Source organism: Povalibacter uvarum (genome assembly GCF_014202975.1).
GTDB classification, from domain to species: Bacteria; Pseudomonadota; Gammaproteobacteria; order Steroidobacterales; family Steroidobacteraceae; genus Steroidobacter; species Steroidobacter uvarum.
On sequence record NZ_JACHHZ010000002.1, the window covers coordinates 783,316 to 806,682 of the forward strand.

Consider the following 23,367-nt stretch of genomic DNA (forward strand, 5'->3'; position numbering starts at 1 on the left):
CACAGGGGACATCGCCATGCGAAACACAATGGATCGCCGCGTCTTTCTCGGCCGCACACTCGGCGTCGCCGCGTCGTCGCTGCTGCTGCCTTCGTTCTTCCATCGAGGCGCCTTCGCTGCATCGCCTGGTGCAGTGGTCGAAACATACGCGGGCAAGATTCGCGGCAGCGTGGTCAACGGCATTCATGTCTTCAAAGGCGTTCCGTACGGTGCCTCCACGACCGGCGCGAACCGCTTCATGCCCCCGAAGAAGCCGGCGCCTTGGACAGGCGTGAGGGACACACTCGAGTACGGATTCAGCTCGCCGCAACGCGACCCGGACCAGAAGCAGGGCGGTGCGCTGGCCGGTGCAGGCGCATTGATCGGCGACCTTAGCGGTCTGCCCGAGAGCGAAGACTGCCTCGTACTGAACATCTGGACGCCTGCCGTGAACGCTGGCGGCAAACGCCCCGTCATGTTCTGGTGTCACGGCGGCGGTTTCACCAGCGGCTCCGGATCGTCTCCCGGCTATGACGGAACGAATCTGTGCCTGCGCGGCGATGTGGTCGTCGTCGGCATCAATCATCGTCTCAACGCCGTGGGCTTCACGCACCTGGGCGATGTTGCCGGCGCCGAGTTCGCCCAGTCGGGCAACGTCGGCATGCTCGACATCGTTCACGCATTGCAATGGGTCAAGGAGAACATCGCGCAGTTCGGCGGCGATCCGGACACGGTGATGGCGTTCGGTGAATCAGGCGGCGGCCGCAAGGTGTCGATGCTGCAGGCAATGCCGGCAGCACAGGGTCTGTATCACCGCGCGATCATCCAGAGCGGGCCGGGCATCCGCATGATGACGCGCGAGAATGCTAACAGGACGACAGAGCTGCTGCTGGCGGAGCTCAGTATCCAGAAGGCGAAGGCGCGTGAGCTGCAGGGCGTGCCGATCGACGTCCTCATGCGCGCATATCACAAGGTTTCGCGCGATCCGCAGGCGATGGCTGCATCGGCGACGGGATTCTTTGCGCCCTTCGTGGACGGTGACGTCCTGCCCGCGCATCCGTTCGATCCGGTCGCACCTGCGATGTCCGCGGATATTCCATTGATGATCGGCTCGAATGCGACCGAAGCGACGCTGTTCCATGCCGGCGATCCAACCGCGTTCAATCTGGATGAAGCGGGGATGAAGCAGCGAGTGCAGCGACTACTGCGTGACAAGGCCGACGATGTGATCGCGGCGTACAAGGTGGCGAATCCGGGGGCGACGCCCTCGGATCTGTTCTTCCTCATCGAAACTGACCAGCGCTACGGAGTGCCGACGAAGGTGCTCGCTTCACGCAAAGCCGCGCTCAAACGGGGTCCGTGCTACGTGTATCGGTTCGACAAGACAACACCGGTCGCGGGCGGAAAGCTCAAGACGCCTCACGCGCTGGAAATTTCGTACGCGTTCGACAACACCACCAGCTCGGCACGGTTCACTGGAGGCGGTGCGGATGCGAAAGCACTTGCAGACAAGATGAGCGATGCGTGGATCGCGTTCGCCCGGACCGGCAATCCTAATGTGGCGAAGCTGCCTAGCTGGCCGGCCTATGACGCGGCGGAGCGGGCTACGATGCTTTTCAACGACGAGAGCAGGGTGGTGAAGGATCCGGGGAAGGAAACGCGCCTGGTGATGGAGAAGGCATTGGGGCTGGCGTGATGCGGCTTGCCGTCATTCCCGCGTAGGCGGGAATCCATCTTGATAAAGGCTTGGATTCCCGCGTTCGCGGGAATGACAGACTTCAGCGAAGCTGTTCCGCCCTCATCTGCGCGTCCCGCGCTTCGGTGTTCTTTCCTCTCGCCCGATACGACTCCGCGATGAGGCTCCATGCAGACGATTGCGCGCGCGGCGCATTCGCCGCCATCGACAATGCCTTGCGGCCCATGTTCTCCGCCTGGACGTAGTTGCCTTCGGCCTGACGCACTTTGCCGAGCTCGATCCACAACAGCGAGTTGTCGGGTTCGATGCGAAGCGCGCGCTCGATCGATGACGCCGCGACGGCGAAATTCTTCGATGCCAGCTGTGTCTGCGCCTGGCCGACGAGCGCACGCGACGCGGGGCTGAGCACCGGCTCGCGGACGACCGGGCCAGGCAATGGTTGCGGCTCTTCAATCGTAGGCGGCGTCGGAGCCGGCTGAGTTTCAACCGTGGGCGGCGCCTGCGTGGGCGGTACCGTCGTCGAAGGCGTCGTGGGTTGATAAGGCTTCGGCACTGCGCATGCGCCGAGCATCAGCGCCAGGACACCCGCGATTACAATTCTGTTCATCACCGGATAATACCTTGCCACCACTCCTTCGCGCGCTCGCCGATCTCCCCGAACACATTCGCTTCGCAGCCCGGTTTCATCGGCAGCTGTGTGCCCTGCGGCACCGCGATGACGACGAGCTCCTCGCCGCAGCCCGGCTTGGCGCCGTAGCCCGTCAGATATTCGATGTAGGTTTCCTGCAGACCCTCGGGCATCGGCATGCTGAGCGGTGTCGTGCTGATCGAACCCATCAGGCGCGACCACACGGCCAGCGATCCCGACGAGCCCGTCAATCCGGTCGGTGTGTTGTCGTCGTAGCCGATCCACACGACGGCGAGGTGGCTGCCCGAAAAACCGGCGAACCAGCTGTCGCGATAGTCAGACGACGTGCCGCTCTTCCCCGCAACGACCAGACCCGAAGGCAGATTCACACGCGCAGCGGCACCCGTGCCTCGCTCCATGACTTGTACGAGCATCTGGTTGACCTGGTACATGGCCTGCGGCGTCGCGACTGGCGTCACTTCCAGCGCGAAGGACTTGAGCGGCTTGCCTTCCGCGTCGAGCACGGATCGCACTGCGCGCAGCGGCGTATTGAAGCCGCCGCTAGCGAAGGCGTTGTAGAGCTGCGCGACTTCGAGCGGTGAGACGTCGAGCGAACCGAGCAGCACCGAAGGCAGCTGCGGCGGCTCTTCCTGGAGGCCGAGCACTTTGAATTCCTGGATCACCTTCGGCAGACCGACATCCATCCCCAGGCGCACTGTTGCAAGATTCATCGATTGCGCGAGCGCGCGCACGAGCGGAACCGGGCCATAGAACTCTTCCGAGTAGTTCTGCGGTTGCCAGGTCTTGCCCTTCGACAGCTTCACCTCGACCGGCCCGTCTTCGACGATCGAAGCCGCCGTGAAGTTGCCCGTCTCCATCGCGGCAAGATAGATCACCGGTTTGACGAGCGAGCCGATCGAGCGCTTTGCATCGAGTGCGCGATTGAAGCCCTCGAACGTGGCCTGTCGTCCGCCGACCATCGCGACGACTTCGCCGTTCTGCGGCGCTGTCACCACGACGACGCCTTCCAGTGGTTCGGGCTTCTTTTTCTTCTTCGCCTTTTCGAGGCGGTCGAGCTCCTGCGTCAGCGATTTCTCCGCGCGCGCCTGCACCAGCGGATCCAGCGTCGAGAAGATTCGAAGTCCCGCTTCGGTGAGATCCTCTTCGCGATAGTCGCGGCGCAGGGTGCGGCGAACGAGATCGAGGAACGCAGGGTAGTAGCTACCTGCCTGCGTGCCGGCGCGCACTACACCGAGCGGCTGCTTCATCGCCCGCTCGGCCGCCTTCGCATCGATGACCTTGTGCTCGGTCATTAGCTTCAGGATCAGGTCACGCCGTGCCTTCACGCGATCGGGATGCCGGCGCGGATCGTAATAGGAAGGCCCGCGCACGATTGCCACCAGCACCGCGACTTCCTGCAACTGCAGTTCGGCGAGCGGCTTGCCGAAATAGAACTGGCTCGCGAGTCCGAAGCCGTGAATGGCGCGCCGGCCGTCCTGCCCGAGATAGATCTCGTTGATATAGGCGTTCAGAAGGTCCGCTTTCTCGAAGTGCACTTCGAGCAGCATCGCCATCATCGCCTCTTCGATCTTGCGGCCCAGCGTGCGGCGATTGTCCAGGAAGTAACTCTTCACCAACTGCTGCGTGAGCGTCGAACCGCCCTGCTCGATCTGGCCCGCGCGCACGTTGACCCATGCGGCACGAACGATGGCGCTGAAGTTGACGCCGTGATGCGTATCGAACTTCCGGTCTTCGACGACTTTCAGCGCGGCCGGCAACAGGGGCGGCACTTCCTCCGGCGTGACGACGGCACGGTCTTCGCCATGAATCGGGAAGATGCTGCCGATGAGCAACGGGTCCATGCGGAAGATCGGCACGTCCTCGGCGCCGCTTGCGATCGACTCGATCGCGTTCGCGCCGGCCGTGACGCTTAGCGCCTGCGATTCCTGGATCGCATCGGGAAACTGGAAGCGCCGGCTGACGAAATCGATGCGCGAGCCTCGGCGTCGATAGCTGCCGGGTTCCTTCGGTGCATCGACGCGGTGATAGCCGAGCCGTCGCAGCTCTTGCTCGAATGCGTCCGCACCGAACGTCTGGCCGACATAGAGCTCAGTGGGCTGCGCGTATACCTGGGCCGGCAGCGTCCAGCGGCGGCCCTCGAACTGCGCGGTCACGATGCGATCGAGATACAGGATCCACGCCAGCAGCGCGATCAGGGCGACCCCGGCGACCAGCGCGCTGCCCACCAGGATCTGGCGCCGGAACTTCTTCAGCGTCGAACGGAATTTCGTGAGCTTCGGCATTACGTGTGGGTATTTTCAGGCTGACGCTTAAGCGGCCGCCGGGGACAAAGGTTCCGGCCGTGCTCGCCCGATCGCAAGATCGTGCCAGCGGATTCTGGCGAAAAGGTGGCGAATTCTGGTGTGACCGGGAAGCAGGGGCAAGCGTTCCCGGGAAGGCTCGAGCCCTCTTCTATCTCCTCCAGAACGTCGGCGAGATCAGCACCAGCAGCGGGAACACTTCCAGTCGTCCCAGCAGCATGGCGAGCACACAGATCCACTTGCCCGTATCCGTGAGACTCGTGAAGTTCGTGGCTACTTCGCCCAGGCCGGTGCCGGTGTTCGTCATGCAGGCGGCAATGGCGGAGAACGCCGTGACCTGGTCTTCGCCGGTGGCTAGCAGCGCCACCATCAGGATGCCGAACGCGATCACGTACACCGCGAAGAAGCCCCACACTGCATCGATCACGCGCATGTCCATCGGCTTGCGGCCGAGCTTCACCGGCAGTTCCGCGCTCGGGTGCACGAGCTGATTCACTTCGCGCTGACCCTGCTTGAGGATCAGCAGCCAGCGCACGATCTTCATGCCGCCGGAGGTCGATCCGGCGCAACCGCCGATGAATGCCGAGAGAATGATGATGACCGGCAACGCACCGGGCCAATGCGTGAAGTTGTCGGTGACGAAGCCCGATGTCGTTTGCATCGACACCGCCTGGAACAGCGCGAGCCGCAGCGCTTCGCCGGGCTCGTGAGCGAAACGGGTGTACCACAGCACCAGCGTGTAGAGCGCGACGCTGACGAACAGGATCCGCATGAATGCACCGAATTCCGGGTCCCGCAGGTAATCGCTCAGGCGCCGATGACGCCAGGCGAGGAAGTGCAGCGAGAAGTTCACGCCGCCGATGAACATGAAGATCACCGCGATCATCTCGATCACGGCGTTGTCGTAGTAGCCGATGCTTGCGTCGTGAGTCGAGTTGCCGCCGGTCGACACCGTCGTGAATGCATGCGCGACGGCATCGAACGGCGTCATGCCCGCCGCCCAGTAGGCGAGTCCGCAGGCTACGGTGAGGGCGAGATAGATGATCCACAGTGCCTTCGCTGTTTCAGTGATGCGCGGCGTGAGTTTGGAATCCTTCACTGGCCCGGGCGTTTCAGCGCGCAGCAGCTGCATGCCACCGACGCCCAGCATCGGCAGCAGCGCGACGGCGAGAACGACGATACCGATACCGCCCAGCCATTCGATCTGACTGCGGTAGTACAGCACCGACGGCGGCAGATCGTGCAGCGTCGGAAAGATGATCGCGCCCGTCGTCGTGAAGCCCGAGATCGCCTCGAACACCGCATCGGTGATCGTCATGTCGAGCTCGCTCGACAACAGCAGCGGCACCGAGCCGGCAATGCCGAGCACGACCCAGAACAGCGCGACGACAAGGAATCCATCGCGCAGCCGCAACTCCCGCACGCGCTTGCGCACCGGCCACCACGCAATCACTCCGAACACGAGCAACGCGACGAACGCGTCGAAGAACGGCTGCCAGTTCCCATCACCGAAGTGCAGCGACACGCCGATCGGCGGCAGCATGGTGAGGCTGAACAACATCAGCAGCATGCCGAGGATTCGCTGGACGACGAGGAAGTTCATGGGAAGAAGCCGCGAGCTATGAGCTGCGAGCGATGAGCCGGAGGGAAGCCCCCGGTTCTATTGCGGACGCCTGCATCTGCCGACGCTTCCATTCTTCACTCTGGCTCGCAGCTCGCAGCTCATCGCCCGTCGCTGTCTCCCTCATCTCCCCGCCCTCTTAGGCACATCAAACAGCCTTTCAACGGCCTCAATGTGCCTCCGATCCGTCAGAAACATGATCACGTGATCGTCGCGGTGGATCATCGTGTCGTGGTGGGCGATGAGGACTTCGTCGCCGCGGACGACGGCGCCGATGGTCGTGCCTTCGGGCAGCGGGATGTCTTCGATGCGCCGGCCGATGACGCGGCCTTCGCCCTGCGTGCCATGGGCGACCGCTTCGATGGCTTCGGCAGCGCCGCGGCGGAGTGAATGCACGCGCACGACGTCACCGCGACGAACGTGGGCGAGCAGTGAGCCGATGGTGACTTGCTGGGGAGAGAGCGCGACGTCGATCGTGCCGCTCTCGACCAGCTCCGCGTAGGCAGGGCGATTGATGAGCGCCATCACCTTGTGACAACCGAGCCGCTTCGCGAGCATCGCGGAGAGAATGTTGGCTTCCTCGGCGTTCGTGACGGCGACGAAGACGTCGGCGCTGTCGATGTTCTCTTCGAGGAGCAGGTCCTCATCGGCCGCGTCGCCATTGAGGACGATCGTGTTGCTGAGCTGTTCGGAGATACGTCGCGCACGGCGCTGGTCGCGCTCGATCAGCTTGACCTGGTGCTCGGCCTCGAGCGTCTGCGCGAGGCGGAAGCCGATGTTCCCTCCGCCCGCGATGACGACGCGCCGCACGGGATCCTCGAGGCGCTGCATCTCGTTCATCACCAGCCGGATGTCTTCGCGGGCCGCGATGAAGAAAACTTCGTCGCCGTGCTCGACGATCGTCTCACCGTGCGGCTTGACGCTGCGGCCGCCGCGATAGATCGCAGCGACGCGGGCATCGCGACCAGGAATGTGAGTCTGCAGCTGCTTCAGCTGCTGTCCTACCAGCGCGCCGCCTTTCAATGCCTTGACGCCGACCAGTCGCACGCGACCATCGGCGAAATCGAGCACCTGCAGGGCGCCCGGATATCGAATCAGCTTCACGACGTGATCGGTCACCAGCTGTTCGGGACTGATCGTGACGTCGACGGCGAAGGCGCGATCCTCGTCGGCAAATAGCTTCGAATGCCGCGTGTAGTCGGCCGACCGGATGCGAGCGATGCGCGTGGCATCGCGATTGAAGAGTGTGCGCACGATCTGGCAAGCGACCATGTTCACTTCGTCGCTGTTGGTCAGTGCGACGAAAACATCGGCATCCCTGGCACCCGCGGCCTCGAGCGTCGTCGGATACGCCCCGTTGCCGGAGAGCGTGCGGATGTCGAGACGATCCTGCAGATCCCGCAGCAGCTCGTCGTTGGTGTCGACGACCGTGACCTCGTTCGCTTCTTCGCGTGCAAGGTGCGTCGCTGCCGTGCGGCCGACCTGGCCGGCGCCGAGGATGATGATCTTCATAGGAAGCGGGGGAGCCGGTAGCGGGTAGCTGCTAGCCAGGGAAGATTGGGACGGCGGCGCATGATGGACTCTTGTTCTTGGTTCTGGCTAGCGGCTCATCGCTCGCTGCTTCGCGGCTCGCTCATACCGGCTCCAGATTCGCATACCCCAGCACCAGCGTCTTCATGCCGTGGCGTTCGAAGTTGATCTGGATGTGCGCATTGGAGCCGTCGCCTTCGACGTTGAATACGACGCCCTCCCCGAACTTCTGGTGGCGCACGCGCTGGCCCAGGCGAATGCCGCCGGGACGCTCTTCTTCCATCCGTCCGCTGCCCGACGATCTCGGAACATAGACCGGGCGCGATACCTGGATGCGCGGGCGGATCTCTTCGATGAACTCCGGCGGGATTTCCTTGATGAAACGCGACGGGGTGCCGTACGTATCGGTGCCGTGCAGGCGACGTTGCTCGGCATAGCTCATGAAGAGCTGCTTCATGGCGCGGGTCGTGCCCACGTAGCACAGACGTCGCTCTTCTTCGAGGCCGCCGACATCGGTGATCGATCGCTGGCTCGGGAACAGGCCGTCTTCCATGCCGCACATGAACACGATCGGGAACTCGAGGCCCTTTGCCGAGTGCAGCGTCATCATCTGCACGCCGTCTTCCCATTCGTCCGCCTGGTCTTCACCGGATTCGAGGACGGCGTGCGAGAGGAAGTTGGCGAGGGCCGGCATCTGCGCCGCCTCGTCTGGCTCGAAGCCGCGCGCAGCGGTGACCAATTCTTCGAGGTTCTCGACTTTCGCTTCGCCGCGATCGCCCTTGTCCTGCTTGTAGTACGCGACCAGGCCGGTGGCATTGATCACGTGATCGACCTGTTCGTGCAGCGGCAGGTTGCGCGTCTGCTGATCGAGCTGTTCTATCAGCACCAGGAAGCCGTGCAGGCTCTGGCCGAGTCGGTTGCCGAGCTCGCTGATGCATGCGCCTGCTGCCTGCCACATCGAGCAGGCATTCGCACGGGCGTAGTTGCGCACGGTATCGAGCGTCTTCGTGCCGATGCCGCGAGCGGGAAGGTTGACGATGCGTTCGAACGAAGCGTCATCGACGCGGTTGAAGATCAGCCGCAGGTATGCGAGCGCGTCCTTGATTTCCGCGCGCTCGAAGAATCGCAGGCCGCCGTAGACGCGATACGGAATGCGCGCAGCGAGCAACGCTTCTTCGAACGTTCGCGACTGCGCGTTGGAGCGATACAGGATCGCGCAATCAGAGCGCCGGCCGCCCTTGAGCGTCCAGTCACGCACGCGATTGACGACGAAGTCGGCCTCGTCGCGCTCATTGAACGCCGCATAGAGCCGCACGGGTTCACCGCGCTCGCCGCTCGTCCAGAGATTCTTGCCGAGGCGGCCGGTATTGTTGCTGATGAGCGCGTTCGCCGCTTCGAGAATGTTGCCGGTCGAACGATAGTTCTGTTCGAGCCGGAAGAGCTGCACACCGGGAAAGTCACGGCGGTACTGCTGCAGGTTCTCGACCTTGGCGCCGCGCCAGCGATAGATCGACTGATCGTCGTCGCCCACCGCGAACGGCACGCCCGTCGGGCCGACGAGGAGCTTCAGCCAGTCGTACTGGATCGTGTTGGTGTCCTGGAACTCGTCCACCAGCACGTGACGGAAGCGATTGCGATAGTGCGAAAGCACGTCGGGCCGATCGCGCAGCAGCTCATAGGCACGCAGCAGGAGCTCGGCGAAGTCGACGCTGCCGCTGCGATCGCACTGTTCCTGGTAGAGCTCGTACAGCTTGATGAACTGGCGGCGATTCGGATCGCCCTCGTCCTTCAGGTCCTTCGCGCGCAGGCCTTCATCCTTGCGGGCGTTGATGAACCACATGACCTCTTTCGGCACCCATCGCGACTCATCGAGCTCGAGTGACTTGATGATCTTGCGGATCGCCCGCAGCTGGTCGTCGGAGTCGATGATCTGGAAGGCCTGCGGCAAGTTGGTTTCGCGCCAATGCAGCCGCAGCAACCGATGGGCGATGCCATGGAAGGTGCCGATCCAGAGCGGCGCACTCGGCACGCCCAGCATCGATTCGATGCGGCCGCGCATTTCGCCCGCCGCTTTGTTGGTGAACGTGACGGCCAGAATGCCGTGCGGCGACACGTGCTCGACCTGCACGAGCCAGGCGACACGATGCGTCAGCACACGAGTCTTGCCGCTGCCCGCGCCGGCGAGAACCAGCGTCGGGGCAAGCGGCGCCGAGACCGCGGCGCGCTGTTCGTCGTTCAAGCCGGCAAGAAGGTGGGGAGCATCCATCGATTGGGCAGAGTCCGAAGAGAAGAGCCGAAGAGGGTTTCACACGCAGGTCACGGAGTTCACGGAGATTCAGGACCGGACGCGGTCGTGAGCCCGATTGCAGACTTCCTGCCTCCGTGTGCTCCGTGAACTCCGTGTGAAATCCGTTTCTCCGAAAGGGGGCGATTGTAGCTCGCCCGGACGGGCGTCACGAGTCGGACGGCCCGTGATTTGTTGGCGGAGGCCGCGGAGGGCGCGCTATTCTGTCGCAAACGACAACGATAGCGCTCGCGGCCCTTTTCTGGGAGGTTTGCAATGGCTCGCCGCCGGATCTCGTATCTGTCAGGGTTTGCCATCGGCCTTGCGCTCGTGGCGGCCGCCGGCTGCGGACGCAAGGAGAATGACGACGGCGGCACGCCACCGTCCCCACCCGCACCGTCGACCGCTGCCCCCGTTGCTGCAGAGCTTTCCTCCGGACCCGTCAATGAGCCTGCGGAATCGGGCCTCGCCATCAAACGCGCCATCGCCACGGCTGACGGCGATCATGCGATCGTGCGCGGCTGCGATGACAACGCTGATCTCTGGCTGATCGATGAGGGAGACGGCACTCTCACGCAGTTGCTGACCCAAGATGCGCAGTCGCTCTATATCGAAGCGTACGGAGAACGCAGCGCTGTTCCCGATGATCTGACTGCGGCGCGCGGACAGGCCGGCGTGTTCGTCCTCGAGCAATTGCTCTACGCGGGAGCGAGCGGCGAGGGCCGCGGTTGCAGCGCACCGGCGGCGGACTACGTCGTCACGGCGCGAGGCAATGAGCCTTTCTGGGCCGCAACGGTGACGACGACGGGCATGGTCTGGAAACAGCCGTCCGCACCGACGCAGATCACGCTCGGCGAACTGCAGTCGGAAGATGCCGAAGGCACGGTCAGCTATCGCGCCCGCGGCGAGGGTCACGCGCTCGAGCTGTTCGTGGACTTTCAGCCGTGTCGCGATTCGATGTCCGGGGAGTACTTCGCGTTCTCGGCGCGCGCCATCCTCGATGGCAAGGAATTCAAAGGGTGTGGTCGCGTCGGGAAACAGGACGCCCCGTAAACATCCGGCGCTGCCTGCGCTGCGTGTAACGGAACGCAGCGACCACGGCCAACGCGATCAGCGGCTCGGTGATCGACGCATGTCGCTGCGCTAGCCAGAGCTGCAGCAGTTCCGTGCCGATGACCAGCGCGAGCAGGATGCCGGCCGCGAGACGGAACGAGGTCTCCGCGTAGCGCAGCACCCACAGCACCGCCGCGAACAGGAAGATCGTTCCGAAAAAGCCGATCCAGTCGAAAGCCCGCAGCGTCGCCAGGAATCCCTGGTCGAACCAGACCAGGAACGGCCAGAAGTCGAACGCCGCCGATGTTGATTCGAAATGGAACGGCGCGAGGCGCTCGAACACGAAGACCATCAGAACCGCGCCCAGCAGCAGCAATCGTTTCGGGCCGGGTGTCATTCGATACATCAGCACGACCAGCGGCAGCAGAACGATCAGCGCGAGCAATTCCGACGGATCGAATGCCTGGTTTGCAACCACGAGCCGACCGACGAGAACCGCTGCGATCATGAGCAGCAATGCTTCGAGCGTCCGCATGCGGCTGACGAGCGACGACAACGCTTGCGTGATGACGAGCCAGTACGTGAGATAGATGAGCGTCAGGCCGATGTCGATCTGCGGGCGGAACAGCGGCTGCAGCGCAGCCTTCAGCTTCACCAGATCGAAATGCGGCACGAACGGCGCAAGCCGCCACAACAGCCACAACGCGAGCAGGAGCGCAGCCGAAGGATCCCGCTGCGGTTTCTCGGGTCGGCGCGGCAAATGCATCAATCCGCCGATCTTGTCCCACGCGACGCCGCCCGTAGCGCCTACCAGCGCACCGAGCGCATTCAAGGTCAGATCCGTGAGACTCGGCACCCGGATCGAGATGTAGACCTGCGCAACTTCGATCGCGAGCGACAATGCAGAGCCGATGGCCACGGCGAGCACCAGGGCGACACTTCTTCGCACGCGCGTATCGAGCCATAGGAAGAGACAGAATCCGAGCGGCAGATACAGCAGCACGTTGGCGATGCGATCGCCACGGCCAGCCCTCGCCCACGAAAGTTCACGCAGCGCTTCGAGAAGACTGCCGCCCTCGATCGCATCCGGTTTGAAATTGAACGGATACAGCGAGCCGTACGCGATCAGCGCGATCACGGCGAGCAGCAGCCAGAGGATGAGCGGGCGGGAGCGGGGGAGCACGGCGGAAAGGTACTGCATGGCCGGCTGGCCGGCCAGTTACTCCCGGGGCTGCTCGTCGCTCACCGCCTAGATCCTGATCTTCACATAGTGATCCAGCAGCAGTGCCGCGAACAGCAGTGCCAGGTACGTGATCGAGAAGCTGAACGTCCGCATCGGCAGTCGCGCGTCCGTTCGCATCTTGAGCTGCGAGGCTCGCACCAGGAAGAAGCCGCCGAGGACCAGTGCGGCTGCGAGGTAGATCAGGCCGCTCATGCCCGTGAGATACGGCAGCAACGTCACGATCACCAGCAGGATCGTGTAGAGCAGGATGTGCAGTCGGGTGAAGTCGGTGCTGTAGGCGACGGGCAGCATCGGAATGCCAGCCTTCGCATATTCATCGCGGCGGGCGATGGCGAGTGCCCAGAAATGTGGCGGCGTCCACGTGAAGATGATCAGAAACAACAGGAGCGCGTACGGATCGACGTGGCCCGTCACGGCGGTCCAGCCCAGCACCGGCGGAGCAGCGCCCGCGGCACCACCGATGACGATGTTCTGCGGCGTCGCGTGTTTCAGCCACACCGTATAGATGACCGCATAACCGATCAGCGAGCAGAACGTCAGCGTCGCGGTGAGCAGATTCACCCAACCCCACAGCAGCGTCATGGAAATGACGGCAAGGATCGCTGCGTAAGTCAGCGCCTGGCGTTCAGTGACATGTCCTGTCGGCAGCGGACGATTCTTAGTGCGCGCCATCTGCGCATCGAATCGACGGTCGAGGACGTGATTGATCGCGGCAGCCGAAGAAGCCGCGAGACCAATGCCGAGCGTGCCGAACAGCAATGCCGCCGGCGGAGGCAATCCGGGCGCGGCGAGGAACATGCCGACGATCGCGGTGAACACGATCAGCATCACGACCCGCGGCTTGCCGAGTTCGTAGTAGTCGCGCCAGGAGGCGTGCTGAGGGGAGGCCGAAGGTTCCATGTCGCTCAACTAAAGGCGCGACGACAGCGGCCGCAGCAGACGATTGATTCTGACGACGCTGAGCAGCAGCAGCGCTGCGACTCCGTTGTGCGCCGTCGCGAGTATCAGCGGCAGTGCGCGCATCACCATCACTGGGCCGAGGATGAGTTGCACAACGAGGATCGCGCCGATGATTGCACCGGCGACCCGTACCGAAGTATTTCGTCCCTTGCGCCACGCCTGCACGGCCAGCACGCCGAGCATGAGCGCAGTGACAATGGCACCGAGACGGTGAACGAAATGAATCGCAACCCGCGCCGGGTGATCGAGCACGCCGCCTTCATAGTCGATGCCGAGGCCGCGCCAGAGGACGAATGCGTCCTTCATGTCCATCTCGGGCCACGCGACGTTCTGGCATGTCGGGAAATCAGGGCACGCGAGCGCGGCGTAATTGCTGCTGGTCCAGCCGCCCAGTGCAATCTGCAGCACGAGGACGACGAGGCCGGCCAGCGCGAATCGCCGCACGCCCGTTTCCTCCTTCACCCGCGTCCTGCGCTCGGGTTCCATCGCAAGCCAGGTGAGCACGCAGAGCGTGGCGAGACCCCCGAGCAGGTGAAGCACCACGATGAGCGGCTTCAGCAGCAGCGTCACGGTCCACATGCCGAGCAGCCCCTGGAAGATCACGAGCCCGACCAGCGCGATGGGCAGCGCTACGGGCTGATTGGCATCCTTGCGATTGGCGATCGCGAGTCCCGCGAGCACGACGCACAACAGGCCGAGCGTCGATGCGAAATACCGGTGCACCATTTCCTTCACGGCCTTGTGGTACTCGAACGGCCGGTGCGGAAAGGCTTCGTTGATGGCGGCGACGTTCTGAGCGGCCTGATCAGCGGTCAGATGACCGTAGCAGCCGGGCCAGTCCGGACAGCCGAGCCCAGCGGCGCTCAGGCGGACCCAGGCGCCGAGCACGACGACAACCAGGGTGAGCAGCACGCCCGCCAGTGCGAGGCGGCGAAACAGTCTCAGGCGCGAAGTCATGTCGCGGGGGCGCTCCCCGCCGGATCAGGGCTCGGCAGCTGGGCCCGCGGCGAGGCAGGGGATTGAGGGACCATCATGGAACGGGATCGTGTCAGGAAGGCAGACCGGCTTCGGCCGGGAAGTCTTATAGCGGGAGAGGGCCTTCCTGAAAAGGTTTCTGTGGGATTTCGCCGGCCAGATCCGGGCCGGGCGCCGGACGGGTTTGCTGCGCGGTCTCGCGAGCCGCGCCGGGGTCGGAACTCACCAGGCTCGTCACCGCCGGTGCGGCCATTGCCACGACGATGATGATCGGCACGAGCGCCCAGAAAACTTCGGCTGTGGCGTTGCGTGGCCGCTCTGCTTCAGCCGCGGCACGGCGGAACGTCGCGATCGAGTGAATCATGCGCGCGAAGACCGCGGCTGTGACGAGCACACATACCCACAGCGCGGCGCTGGTCAGGCCGGAAGCGGTGATTTCAGTCATGGTGCACGGGCGCGGGCTGGAAGACTTCCTGTCCGAACGACGCGAGTCGCGTCAGGAACGTGTAGTCGCCTTCGATCGCCATGAGTCCGATCAGCACGAGCAAGGCGAGGGGCGGCGTGAGGATCGCGAGCTTGAGTCCGAGCCGCTCCCATTTCATGTGCATGAAGACCGCGATGATGAATCCCGCCTTCAGCAGCATGAAGATGATGATGAGCGTCCAGCGCGTGTAACCCTGCACGCGGAAGTAGTCGACCGCGTACGAGAACGCGCTGAGCACGAACAGCAGTCCCCAGATCCACAGGTAGAGTTTGATCGGATGCTGTTGCCCGTCGCCGCCGTGAGCGGCTGCATGCGCCGCGGGGGCGTGTCCGGAATGAGCAGCGTGGTCCATGGTCACTCCTACCAGAGATAGAAGAACGCGAAGATGAAGACCCAGACGAGATCGACGAAGTGCCAGTACAGGCCGGCCACTTCGACGGTTTCGTAGGTGCCCTTGCGATCGTAGAAGCCGTTGAGCACGCGGATCGCGACGACGGTGAGATAGATCACGCCGCCGCTCACGTGCAGTCCGTGGAAACCGGTGATCATGAAGAATGCGGAACCGAACTGGGCGGCGCCAAACGGATTGCCCCAGGGACGCACGCCTTCCATGATGAGCTTGGTCCATTCGAAGGCCTGCATCCCGACGAAGGTGAGGCCGAGCGCGGCGGTCGCGAACATCAGCATCGCCGTGCGCTTGCGGTCGCGCCGATAGCCGAAGTTCACCGCCATCGCCATCGTGCCGCTGCTCGTGATCAGCACCATCGTCATGATGGCGATGAGCAGCAGCGGAATGCTCTTGCCCGCAACCGTGAGCGCGAACACTTCGCTGGGATTCGGCCATGGCACCGTGGTCGACATCCGCACGTTCATGTAGCCCGTGAGGAAGCACGAGAATATGAAGGTGTCACTCAGCAGGAAGATCCACATCATGGCCTTCCCCCACGGCACGGGGAACGCCTGCTTGTCGGCGGACCAGTCGGCGGTTACGCCGCCCAACCCCTCCGGCATCGTCATCGGCTGCTGGGACATTCTTGATTCCCCTCTTGCTAACCGCTCGCTAACCGCCAACCGCTTCCGGCATCGCACAGTCTGTCGAACACGAACTGACTATCGATCGAGTGCGTCAGCAGCAGCGCGAACACCACCAGCCACACGAAAAGCAGGTAGTGCCAGTAGACAGTGCACAGCTCGACGCTGAGACGAAATTTGCGCGTGAGCTCGAGCGCCTGATCGGTGTGCTGTTCGCCGGCTTGCGCGCGCATCCGCAGCAACATGCGGCCCCAGACGTACATGCCACCGATCACGTGGAGTGCGTGCATCAGCGTGAGCAGATAGAAGAAGGCGACCGCCGGATTGTGGGGCTGGAAGTAGCCCGAGATGATCATCAGTCGCCAGGCCAGGATCTGGCCGACGAGGAACGCAATCGTCATGACACCGGCGACTTTCAGCGCATCGCGCGTACGTTTGCTATCGCCCTTCGACACGTTGGCCCGGGCCCACTGCATCGCGACGCTGCCGAGGATCAGCACCGCTGTGTTGATCCACAGGATCAAAGGCTCGGGAAAAGGCTTCCAGTCCGATGCGACGCCGTTGTGACCCATCCGCATGAAGAACGCGGAAATGAAGAGTGCGAACAGGGACGAGATGACGCCCAGGAAGATCCATAGGCCGATGCGGGCGGGCGGCGTGCGATGCTCAGGATCGACGTCGGCGCCCGCAGGCAATGCCTCCCAGGAACGCGCGCGAAACCGGCTGACGAGCAACAGCCAGACGACGATGCCCGTGAACAATGCCCCGTATGCGACAGTCAGGCTCACGCTTTCACTCCGTGATCGCGACCCGCGGGCACGCTGCCATCAGGCGGCTGGTTCTGCGGAATGAAGTCGTTCGGCGCGCCGGGCACGTTGTAGTCGTAGGCCCAGCGATGAACGACCGGCAGATCCTTGCCCCAGTTGCCATGTTTCGGCGGCGTGTCTGGCGTCTGCCACTCCAGTGACGTTGCACGCCACGGGTTGCCGCCGGCGGGTTTGCCGTGGAAGTACGACCACACGAGATTGAAGAGGAAGATCAGCTGCACCGCGGCGACGAACACGGCCGAGATGCTGATCCACTCGTTCGCGATGTGCACGGACGGCGAAATGAAGTCGATGCTGTCGCTGTAGGCGTAGTAGCGACGCGGCACGCCGAGAATGCCGAGATAGTGCATCGGCAGATAGATCGCGTAGGTGCCGAGGAACGTCGCCCAGAAATGAATCTTGCCGAGCCGCTCATCGAACATGCGGCCCGTGATCTTCGGATACCAGTGATAGATCGCGCCGAAGACCACGAGGATCGGCGATACGCCCATCACCATGTGGAAATGCGCAACGACGAAGTAGGTGCCTGACAGCGGCACATCGACAGTCACGTTGCCGAGGAAGAGGCCTGTGAGGCCGCCGTTGACGAAGGTGAAGATGAAGCCGATGGCGAACAGCATCGGGACCGTGAGATGGACGTCGCCGCGCCAGATCGTGAGCACCCAGTTGTAGACCTTGATGGCGGTCGGGACGGCAATGATCAGCGTCGTCGTCGCGAAGAAGAATCCGAAGTAGGGATTCATGCCGCTGATGTACATGTGGTGGGCCCAGACCACGAAGCTCAGGCAAGCAATGGCGAGGATCGCCCACACCATCATGCGATAGCCGAAGATGTTGCGGCGTGCATGTGTGCTCAGCAGATCGGACACGATGCCGAAGGCGGGCAGCGCAACGATGTAGACCTCCGGGTGACCGAAGAACCAGAACAGATGCTGGAACAGCAGCGGGCTGCCGCCGCTGTGCTTCAGATTCTCTCCCATGGAGCTCACCGCCGGCAGGAAGAAGCTCGTTCCCACGACGCTGTCGAGCGTCATCATGATCGCGGACACGAACAGTGCCGGGAACGCGAGTAGACCGAGGATCGACGCACTGAAGATGCCCCACACCGACAACGGCATGCGCATGAACGTCATGCCGCGGCAGCGGGCCTGCAGCACCGTCGTCACGTAGTTGAGGCCGCCCATCGTGAACGCGACGATGAAGATCGCGAGCGAGGCGAGCATGCAGATGATGCCCCACGTCGCGCCCGGCGTTCCGGGCAGGATCGCTTGCGGCGGATAGAGCGTCCAGCCAGCGCCCGTCGGTCCGCCGGGAACGAACAACCCGGCGACGAGCACGAGCACGGCGAGCAGGTAGAACCAGAAGCTCAGCATATTCATGTACGGGAACACCATGTCCCGCGAACCGAGCATGAGCGGAATGAGATAGTTGCCGAAGCCGCCGAGGAACAGCGCGGTCAGCAGGTAGATCACCATGATCATTCCGTGCATGGTGATGAACTGGTAGTAATGATCCGGCGTGATCAGCTTGAACGTATCGGGGAAGCCCAGCTGCAGCCGCATCAGCACGGACATCACGAGCGCGACGAGGCCGATCGCGATCGCCACGACCGCGTACTGGATCGCGATGACTTTGTGATCCTGACTCCAGATGTACTTCCTGATGAACGACTGCGGATCGTGCAGCTCGTGTTCATGATCGCGGTCGGCAATTGCCACGTAGGCCATGTCGATTCCTCTTGAGCCAGCTAGCAAGCCAGCCCGCTAGCAGGCTAGCTTGCTTCTCAAAGCGTATGAACGTAGTCGAGGACGTCACTGATGGCTTTCTCGTCGGCGAGCACCTTCGCCATCGATGCCATCTGGGCGCCGCGGAAATCCTGCGGATGCTTGCCGCGAATACCTTCGCGGAAGTTCTGCATCTGCCGCTGCATGTACCAGTCGCTCATGTTCGCGAGCCGGGGTGCGTTCGTGGCCCAGATGCCCTGCCCTTGCGTGCCGTGACAGTTCGCGCACGTCGCATACAGAGTCTTGCCGCGCTCGGGATCGCCGAGCACGCTGGCGGGCGGGCGCGCTTCCTCGAGCGATGCGATGTACTCGACGACATCGCGGATCGCAGTGTCGTCGGCCAGCATTGCGGCAAACGGCGCCATCTGCTTGCCGTAGATGTCGTTCTCGTGGGTGCCGCGAACGCCGTTGCGGAAATCGCGCAATTGCTGGGCGAGGTACCACTTGCCCTGCCCGCTCAGCTTCGGCGCGTTGAGCTCACGATTGCCTTCGGCCTGTGCCCCATGGCACGTCGTGCAAGTCGCGAACAGCGTCTTGCCGGTTTCGGCGTTGCCAGTGAGCTCGGCCTGAGTCTTCGAGAAGGTCGGCTGCGCCGCGAGCCAGGTGTCGTAGTCCTTCTGCTCATCGACGACGACGCGTCCGCGCATGGCGAAGTGCGCCATGCCGCAGAGCTGTTCGCACAGCGCGTCGAAAGAACCCGTGCGGGTCGGCGTGAGCCAGAAGTAAGTAACCATTCCCGGGACGACGTCCATCTTCACGCGGAACTGCGGTACCGCGAACTGATGGTTCACGTCCTTCGACCGCAGGAGCATTTTCACGGGCTTGTCGAGCGGCAGGTGCAGTTCCGGACTCGCGACGAGCACGTCGTCCTGACCGGCCTGGTCGCCCGGATCCATGCCGAAGGGATTGTCGATGCTGACGAACCGGATATCGGTCTTGCCGAGTGCTTCATCCTTACCCGGGAGTCGATAGCTCCAGTTCCATTGCTGGCCGAGCACTTCGACCTCAGCAGCTTCGTCGGGGACGGTCACGAACTTCGCCCACACTGACAGCCCCGGCGCGAGCATCGCCGCGATGCCGACCGACGTCACGATCGTGAGCCACCATTCGAGCTTTTTGTTCTCAGGCTCGTAGTGCGCTTTCTCACCGCCTGCGCGATGGCGGTAACGAATGACTGCGTACGCCAGGAACAGGTTCACCGCGACGAACACGATGCCTGTCACCCAGAAGGTGACGTGCACCGTGTCGTCCATCATCTGCCAGTTGGAGGCGATGGGGGTGAACCACCACGGACTCAGGAAGTGAAAGAGAACCGTGCCGATGACCAACAGGATCAGCGCTATCGCAATCGCCATGTTTCATCCCTCTTCTGTGAGCCAGTCCGGGCGAGGACCAACCGGGGATTTCGCTAAACCGTCGTGGATTTGACCTGTGGCTGCGCCTGTGCAGGTTCCGCGACGCGTGCGACCTTGCTGAAGGGATTGATGAAGTGCGAGTCGACGGCGACGAGCTCCGCGTCCGGGTGACGCTCCTTCATCATCCTGCGCACCACCTCTTCCTGATGCTTGCGCACGTAGACGAGGACGAGATACTTCCCGCCCGCAATATCGTCATGGAATCGCGTGAGCTTTTTGTTCTCTGTCGCAATGCCCGTCAGGCCGCCCTCCCAGGCGCCGAAGAGCGTCGCGGCACCGACCAGAATGACGTAGACGAAGGTCGGCACCTGTACGTCGGCGCCGAACGGACGGAAATACATGAGAAGGCCGATACCGATGAGGCCGACGATGAAGCCCAGCGCGGCGCCGATGAAGCCGTCGCGGACGACGTCGAGCGTTTCGAGATAGTTGCTCGAGTGGATGTGCTGCTTCTTGAGCCCCGATTCGTCGCGACTGATGACGTGCAGGTAAAAGTCGCTCACTCCCACCTGGTGCAGATCATCGGAAACGTCCTGCGTGCAGGACAGGCTCGGCGACAGAAAGTACAGGCACTTCATGGCATCCCCCGGCTAGTAATTGTTCAGCGGCTCAGCAAGCACTACCTCGTCGATCGTTCCCAATGCCTTGTCTGCCCATGACGCAGCGCACAATGCACGGTCGCGCGGGGCAGCGGGGGATGTCAGACGGATCTGTCGGAAGACGATGCGGCAGTGCGATCCGGAAGGATATTCACTGCAGCAACCCTGCCAATCCCTCGTTGACAACGCCACGGTTGAGTCGTCCACGGCGAAGTCGATCCGAGTGTCGCACAGGGATTTTTGCTTGGGAAGCGCGGCAAAGCGCTGCCGCCGCCCAGGCCGGGCGGCGGCGGATAGCGGAAAACCGCTACGGATTAACCGATGTGGGACAGCTTCAGCAGCTTCTTGAGGTCTTCCAGCAGGCCCTTCCGGGGCGCCTGGGGGTCATAACTCATCATCAGGTTTCCCAGCGGATCGACGATGTAGATGCGGCCCGTTGTCGCAGTTGCAGCACCGTCGGGGAAGCTCGCGAGCATTTGCTGCCCTGCAGCGCCCTCGGCCTTCGCAGTGATGAGGCCCACGTGCTCGGTGCCTAGATATTGATCGTCGCAGCAGTTGGCCGTCGCCAGGAAAACTCGCTGCACCCGCGTCATGTCGTCGTTGAGCGCGAGGCGCGTCTGACGCATGAGGACAAGCGCTTCGCGGCAGCGCGCATCGCATTGGCCGTCGCCGACGTACACGAGATTCCATTTGCCGTGCAGGCCCTGCGTGTCGAGCTTCTTGCCGTCGGTCGTCTCGAGTTCGACTTGCGGCAGCGGGCGCGCGGGGTGAATGAGATCGCCGCGGTTCGTAGAGCCGGCAGGTCGCCAGTTCAGGCCGAGATAGTGACCGCCGTAGTAGAGGGCGAACGCGAGCAGCAAGGGTCCGAAGAACACGCCCACGAGGATCCACGCCTGGCTGCGTGGACGTCGCCGTGCCGGATCGACCGCGGATTCAGGAGCCTTGGACTCGGTCATCGTCTTTCCTTCGCAAACTGAGAATCACGTAAATCACCAGGGCGGCGGCCGCGAACGCGAACCACTGGACTGCGTAGGCGATGTGCCGCTCGGGTCCGAACGGTAGTCGCACTTCGGTACTGCGCTCGTAGCCGTCGGGCTGATCCGGATCGAGCAGCACTAGTCCTGGCAAGAGCGGACGGTTCAGCGCCTGCTGCGCGGCCTGCGCCGTTGGGAAGTTCATCACTCGCGGCCAAGGCGCGGAGGCGTCGGTCGGTGCTTCGCCGAGCGCCATGCCGGCTCGCGGCAGCGAATCGATTCGACCCGCGATCGTGCGCTCCGCGGTATCAACGCTGATGTCGGGAATCTCGCTGCGCGTAACTCCAGGCTCACGCCAACCCCGGTCGATCAGTATCCAGCCGCCTGACGACAGCTCGATCGGCGTCGCAACGCGATAGCCTGGTCGCCCATGCCGCGACGGCATGTTGTCGAGCAGAATCTGATGCCCATCGTCGTAGCGGCCCTTCAGTCGCACGTGCTGATACTGGGCGAGCGTCGCTGCATTCGCAGCGTCGAGATCCACCGTGGCGTGGGCGCCCGCTTCGTACTGGGCGATGAGTCCGCGCTTCTCCGCTGCTCGACCGAGCTGCCAGAACCCAAGCCAGCTGAAGGCCCCGATTCCTGCGAGCGTCAGCAGGGTCGCGAAGATCGTCGGAGAGAAACGCCGGCTGCCGATGCGCATGCGCACGATATACTTCGGGCCCTTCTTCAGGCCGTACCGCCGACTGTCATGCCCATTTTCAAGATCTTAGTGCTCGTCTGCCTGATCGGCATCGTCTTCAGCCTGGGCTCGGCCATGTATCACATGATGACCGACAAGGGCGATTCGAAAAAAATGGTGAAGGCGCTGACGATCCGTGTCGCGCTGTCGGTCGGTCTGTTCATCCTGCTGCTGATCGCCTGGGCGAATGGGCTGATTCAGCCGCATGGCATTGGCCGGTAGGCCGAGGCGATGTGAACCGATGATCGAGTGATCCGGTGATCCAGCAAGGCAGTCGCTCTTGCGAGATCTCCTGATCACCCGATCACCTCATCACCGGCTCATCAGAGCCAGTAAACAAACACGAACAGAATTAGCCACACCACGTCCACGAAGTGCCAGTACCACGCCACGCCTTCGAACGCGAAGTGGTGGGTCGGAGTGAAGTGGCCCTTCAGGCAGCGGAACCAGATGACCGTCAGCATGATGGCGCCGACGGTCACGTGGAAACCGTGGAAGCCGGTCAGCATGAAGAACGTCGAGCCGTACACGCCGCTGCCGAGCGTCAGGTTGAGCTCGTGGTACGCGTGCATGTATTCCTCGGCCTGCAGCACGATGAACAGGAAGCCGAGCAGGAAGGTCGCCGCAAGGAAGATGTTCAGGACCTTGCGGTTGCCGGCTTTCAGCGCGTGGTGCGCGATCGTGATCGTGACGCCCGACAGCAGCAGGATCGCGGTGTTGATAGCGGGAAGACCGAAAGCCGGGATGACTTCGAAGTCACCGCCGACGTCCGCCGGACCGTTGCTCGGCCACGCATTCTCATAGTCCTTCCACAAGAGCAGGTTCGTGAAAACCTTCACGCCCTCGCCGCCCAGCCAGGGAATCGAGAACTGCCGGGCATAGAAGAGCGCGCCGAAGAAGGCGGCGAAGAACATCACTTCGGAGAAGATGAACCACATCATCCCCATGCGGAAGGAGCGGTCGACGGCCTCGTTGTAGAGGCGGCTCTCGCTCTCCCGGATCACGTCGCCGAACCAGCGGACGAACATGAAGACCACCATCGCAAGTCCAAGGGCGAAGACCCAGGGTCCGGCGTTGACGTGGTTCAGCCAGAGCGCGACGCCGACGACCGTCGTGAACAGCGATACGGATCCGACGATCGGCCACGGGCTGCTGTGGGGAACGTAGTATTTGTCCGACGGCGCGTGTGAAGTTTGTGCGTGAGCCATAGTCGTTGTCGG

21 protein-coding genes are annotated in these 23,367 nt (G+C 63.1%); 3 read left to right on the forward strand and 18 right to left on the reverse strand.

The window, feature by feature from the left end; genetic code table 11:
- Window positions 1-16: 16 nt before the first annotated feature.
- Window positions 17-1,675, forward strand: coding sequence for a carboxylesterase/lipase family protein (locus HNQ60_RS09725; RefSeq protein WP_221304114.1), 1,659 nt, complete (start codon window positions 17-19; stop codon window positions 1,673-1,675).
- A gap of 82 nt (window positions 1,676-1,757) precedes the next feature.
- On the opposite strand, the gene HNQ60_RS09730 is transcribed toward HNQ60_RS09725, so the two are convergent.
- The 5 genes from HNQ60_RS09730 to uvrD form a co-directional block, all read right to left on the reverse strand.
- The gene (locus tag HNQ60_RS09730; protein WP_184331115.1) at window positions 1,758-2,282 is read right to left on the reverse strand and encodes a tetratricopeptide repeat protein; all 525 of its coding nucleotides are present in this window, start codon (window positions 2,280-2,282) and stop codon (window positions 1,758-1,760) included.
- A complete protein-coding gene (mrcB, locus tag HNQ60_RS09735) occupies window positions 2,282-4,606 on the reverse strand; it encodes a penicillin-binding protein 1B (protein ID WP_184331117.1) in 2,325 nt (774 codons plus the stop codon). Before mrcB ends, HNQ60_RS09730 begins: the two co-directional genes overlap by 1 nt.
- A 169-nt stretch (window positions 4,607-4,775) precedes the next feature.
- Window positions 4,776-6,227, reverse strand: coding sequence for a TrkH family potassium uptake protein (locus tag HNQ60_RS09740; RefSeq protein ID WP_184331119.1), 1,452 nt, complete (start codon window positions 6,225-6,227; stop codon window positions 4,776-4,778).
- Window positions 6,228-6,368: 141 nt separating this feature from the next.
- Window positions 6,369-7,757 (reverse strand): Trk system potassium transporter TrkA, encoded by a 1,389-nt coding sequence (gene trkA / locus HNQ60_RS09745; protein ID WP_184331120.1) that lies wholly within the window; start codon window positions 7,755-7,757, stop codon window positions 6,369-6,371.
- Window positions 7,758-7,878: 121 nt separating this feature from the next.
- Entirely contained in the window at window positions 7,879-10,041 is a 2,163-nt protein-coding gene (uvrD, locus tag HNQ60_RS09750) for a DNA helicase II (protein WP_184331122.1), read from the reverse strand.
- Between the two features lie 294 nt (window positions 10,042-10,335).
- Here uvrD and HNQ60_RS09755 point away from each other — a divergent pair, with 294 nt between their 5' ends.
- Window positions 10,336-11,112, forward strand: coding sequence for a COG3650 family protein (locus HNQ60_RS09755; RefSeq protein WP_184331123.1), 777 nt, complete (start codon window positions 10,336-10,338; stop codon window positions 11,110-11,112).
- On the opposite strand, the gene HNQ60_RS09760 is transcribed toward HNQ60_RS09755, so the two are convergent.
- From HNQ60_RS09760 to HNQ60_RS09815, 12 genes are all read right to left on the reverse strand, one after another.
- The gene (locus HNQ60_RS09760; protein WP_184331125.1) at window positions 11,072-12,313 is read right to left on the reverse strand and encodes a VanZ family protein; all 1,242 of its coding nucleotides are present in this window, start codon (window positions 12,311-12,313) and stop codon (window positions 11,072-11,074) included. The two genes, HNQ60_RS09755 and HNQ60_RS09760, sit on opposite strands and share 41 nt — an antisense overlap.
- Window positions 12,314-12,361: 48 nt before the next feature.
- The gene (locus HNQ60_RS09765) at window positions 12,362-13,255 is read right to left on the reverse strand and encodes a heme o synthase (protein ID WP_184331127.1); all 894 of its coding nucleotides are present in this window, start codon (window positions 13,253-13,255) and stop codon (window positions 12,362-12,364) included.
- A gap of 9 nt (window positions 13,256-13,264) precedes the next feature.
- The gene (locus HNQ60_RS09770) at window positions 13,265-14,272 is read right to left on the reverse strand and encodes a COX15/CtaA family protein (protein ID WP_184331129.1); all 1,008 of its coding nucleotides are present in this window, start codon (window positions 14,270-14,272) and stop codon (window positions 13,265-13,267) included.
- 124 nt (window positions 14,273-14,396) lie between these two features.
- Window positions 14,397-14,735 carry a cytochrome c oxidase subunit II transmembrane domain-containing protein gene (locus HNQ60_RS09775; RefSeq protein WP_184331132.1) on the reverse strand — a complete coding sequence of 113 codons (339 nt, stop codon included), beginning with the start codon at window positions 14,733-14,735 and terminating at the stop codon, window positions 14,397-14,399.
- Window positions 14,728-15,126: a cytochrome C oxidase subunit IV family protein gene (locus tag HNQ60_RS09780; protein WP_184331134.1), complete on the reverse strand. Its 399-nt coding sequence runs from the start codon at window positions 15,124-15,126 to the stop codon at window positions 14,728-14,730. Before HNQ60_RS09780 ends, HNQ60_RS09775 begins: the two co-directional genes overlap by 8 nt.
- An 8-nt stretch (window positions 15,127-15,134) precedes the next feature.
- Complete coding sequence (locus tag HNQ60_RS09785) at window positions 15,135-15,806, reverse strand: heme-copper oxidase subunit III family protein (protein ID WP_184331136.1); 672 nt, start codon at window positions 15,804-15,806, stop codon at window positions 15,135-15,137.
- A 17-nt stretch (window positions 15,807-15,823) separates the two neighbouring features.
- Window positions 15,824-16,594: a cytochrome c oxidase subunit 3 gene (locus HNQ60_RS09790; RefSeq protein ID WP_184331138.1), complete on the reverse strand. Its 771-nt coding sequence runs from the start codon at window positions 16,592-16,594 to the stop codon at window positions 15,824-15,826.
- Entirely contained in the window at window positions 16,591-18,360 is a 1,770-nt protein-coding gene (locus HNQ60_RS09795; protein WP_184331140.1) for a cytochrome c oxidase subunit I, read from the reverse strand. Before HNQ60_RS09795 ends, HNQ60_RS09790 begins: the two co-directional genes overlap by 4 nt.
- A 56-nt stretch (window positions 18,361-18,416) precedes the next feature.
- Window positions 18,417-19,772, reverse strand: coding sequence for a c-type cytochrome (locus tag HNQ60_RS09800; RefSeq protein ID WP_184331142.1), 1,356 nt, complete (start codon window positions 19,770-19,772; stop codon window positions 18,417-18,419).
- A 53-nt stretch (window positions 19,773-19,825) separates the two neighbouring features.
- Window positions 19,826-20,410 (reverse strand): hypothetical protein, encoded by a 585-nt coding sequence (locus tag HNQ60_RS09805; protein WP_184331144.1) that lies wholly within the window; start codon window positions 20,408-20,410, stop codon window positions 19,826-19,828.
- 335 nt (window positions 20,411-20,745) lie between these two features.
- Window positions 20,746-21,387 carry an SCO family protein gene (locus HNQ60_RS09810; RefSeq protein WP_184331146.1) on the reverse strand — a complete coding sequence of 214 codons (642 nt, stop codon included), beginning with the start codon at window positions 21,385-21,387 and terminating at the stop codon, window positions 20,746-20,748.
- On the reverse strand, window positions 21,365-22,108 hold the full coding sequence (locus tag HNQ60_RS09815; RefSeq protein ID WP_246433558.1) for an SURF1 family protein: 744 nt from the start codon (window positions 22,106-22,108) through the stop codon (window positions 21,365-21,367). Before HNQ60_RS09815 ends, HNQ60_RS09810 begins: the two co-directional genes overlap by 23 nt.
- Window positions 22,109-22,156: 48 nt before the next feature.
- On the opposite strand from HNQ60_RS09815, the gene HNQ60_RS09820 reads away from it, so the two are divergent.
- Window positions 22,157-22,369, forward strand: coding sequence for a twin transmembrane helix small protein (locus HNQ60_RS09820; RefSeq protein WP_184331151.1), 213 nt, complete (start codon window positions 22,157-22,159; stop codon window positions 22,367-22,369).
- 101 nt (window positions 22,370-22,470) lie between these two features.
- Here HNQ60_RS09820 and HNQ60_RS09825 read toward each other — a convergent pair whose 3' ends face one another.
- Window positions 22,471-23,355 carry a cytochrome c oxidase subunit 3 gene (locus tag HNQ60_RS09825; protein ID WP_184331153.1) on the reverse strand — a complete coding sequence of 295 codons (885 nt, stop codon included), beginning with the start codon at window positions 23,353-23,355 and terminating at the stop codon, window positions 22,471-22,473.
- Window positions 23,356-23,367: the final 12 nt, after the last annotated feature.

Coding starts and splice junctions, on each gene's coding strand:
- HNQ60_RS09725 (WP_221304114.1), top strand. CDS start 17: ATGCGAAACACAATGGATCGCCGCGTCTTTCTCGGCCGCACACTCGGC.
- HNQ60_RS09730 (WP_184331115.1), bottom strand. CDS start 2,282: ATGAACAGAATTGTAATCGCGGGTGTCCTGGCGCTGATGCTCGGCGCA.
- mrcB (WP_184331117.1), bottom strand. CDS start 4,606: ATGCCGAAGCTCACGAAATTCCGTTCGACGCTGAAGAAGTTCCGGCGC.
- HNQ60_RS09740 (WP_184331119.1), bottom strand. CDS start 6,227: ATGAACTTCCTCGTCGTCCAGCGAATCCTCGGCATGCTGCTGATGTTG.
- trkA (WP_184331120.1), bottom strand. CDS start 7,757: ATGAAGATCATCATCCTCGGCGCCGGCCAGGTCGGCCGCACGGCAGCG.
- uvrD (WP_184331122.1), bottom strand. CDS start 10,041: ATGGATGCTCCCCACCTTCTTGCCGGCTTGAACGACGAACAGCGCGCC.
- HNQ60_RS09755 (WP_184331123.1), top strand. CDS start 10,336: ATGGCTCGCCGCCGGATCTCGTATCTGTCAGGGTTTGCCATCGGCCTT.
- HNQ60_RS09760 (WP_184331125.1), bottom strand. CDS start 12,313: ATGCAGTACCTTTCCGCCGTGCTCCCCCGCTCCCGCCCGCTCATCCTC.
- HNQ60_RS09765 (WP_184331127.1), bottom strand. CDS start 13,255: ATGGAACCTTCGGCCTCCCCTCAGCACGCCTCCTGGCGCGACTACTAC.
- HNQ60_RS09770 (WP_184331129.1), bottom strand. CDS start 14,272: ATGACTTCGCGCCTGAGACTGTTTCGCCGCCTCGCACTGGCGGGCGTG.
- HNQ60_RS09775 (WP_184331132.1), bottom strand. CDS start 14,735: ATGACTGAAATCACCGCTTCCGGCCTGACCAGCGCCGCGCTGTGGGTA.
- HNQ60_RS09780 (WP_184331134.1), bottom strand. CDS start 15,126: ATGGACCACGCTGCTCATTCCGGACACGCCCCCGCGGCGCATGCAGCC.
- HNQ60_RS09785 (WP_184331136.1), bottom strand. CDS start 15,806: ATGTCCCAGCAGCCGATGACGATGCCGGAGGGGTTGGGCGGCGTAACC.
- HNQ60_RS09795 (WP_184331140.1), bottom strand. CDS start 18,360: ATGGCCTACGTGGCAATTGCCGACCGCGATCATGAACACGAGCTGCAC.
- HNQ60_RS09800 (WP_184331142.1), bottom strand. CDS start 19,772: ATGGCGATTGCGATAGCGCTGATCCTGTTGGTCATCGGCACGGTTCTC.
- HNQ60_RS09805 (WP_184331144.1), bottom strand. CDS start 20,410: ATGAAGTGCCTGTACTTTCTGTCGCCGAGCCTGTCCTGCACGCAGGAC.
- HNQ60_RS09810 (WP_184331146.1), bottom strand. CDS start 21,387: ATGACCGAGTCCAAGGCTCCTGAATCCGCGGTCGATCCGGCACGGCGA.
- HNQ60_RS09815 (WP_246433558.1), bottom strand. CDS start 22,108: ATGCGCATCGGCAGCCGGCGTTTCTCTCCGACGATCTTCGCGACCCTG.
- HNQ60_RS09820 (WP_184331151.1), top strand. CDS start 22,157: ATGCCCATTTTCAAGATCTTAGTGCTCGTCTGCCTGATCGGCATCGTC.
- HNQ60_RS09825 (WP_184331153.1), bottom strand. CDS start 23,355: ATGGCTCACGCACAAACTTCACACGCGCCGTCGGACAAATACTACGTT.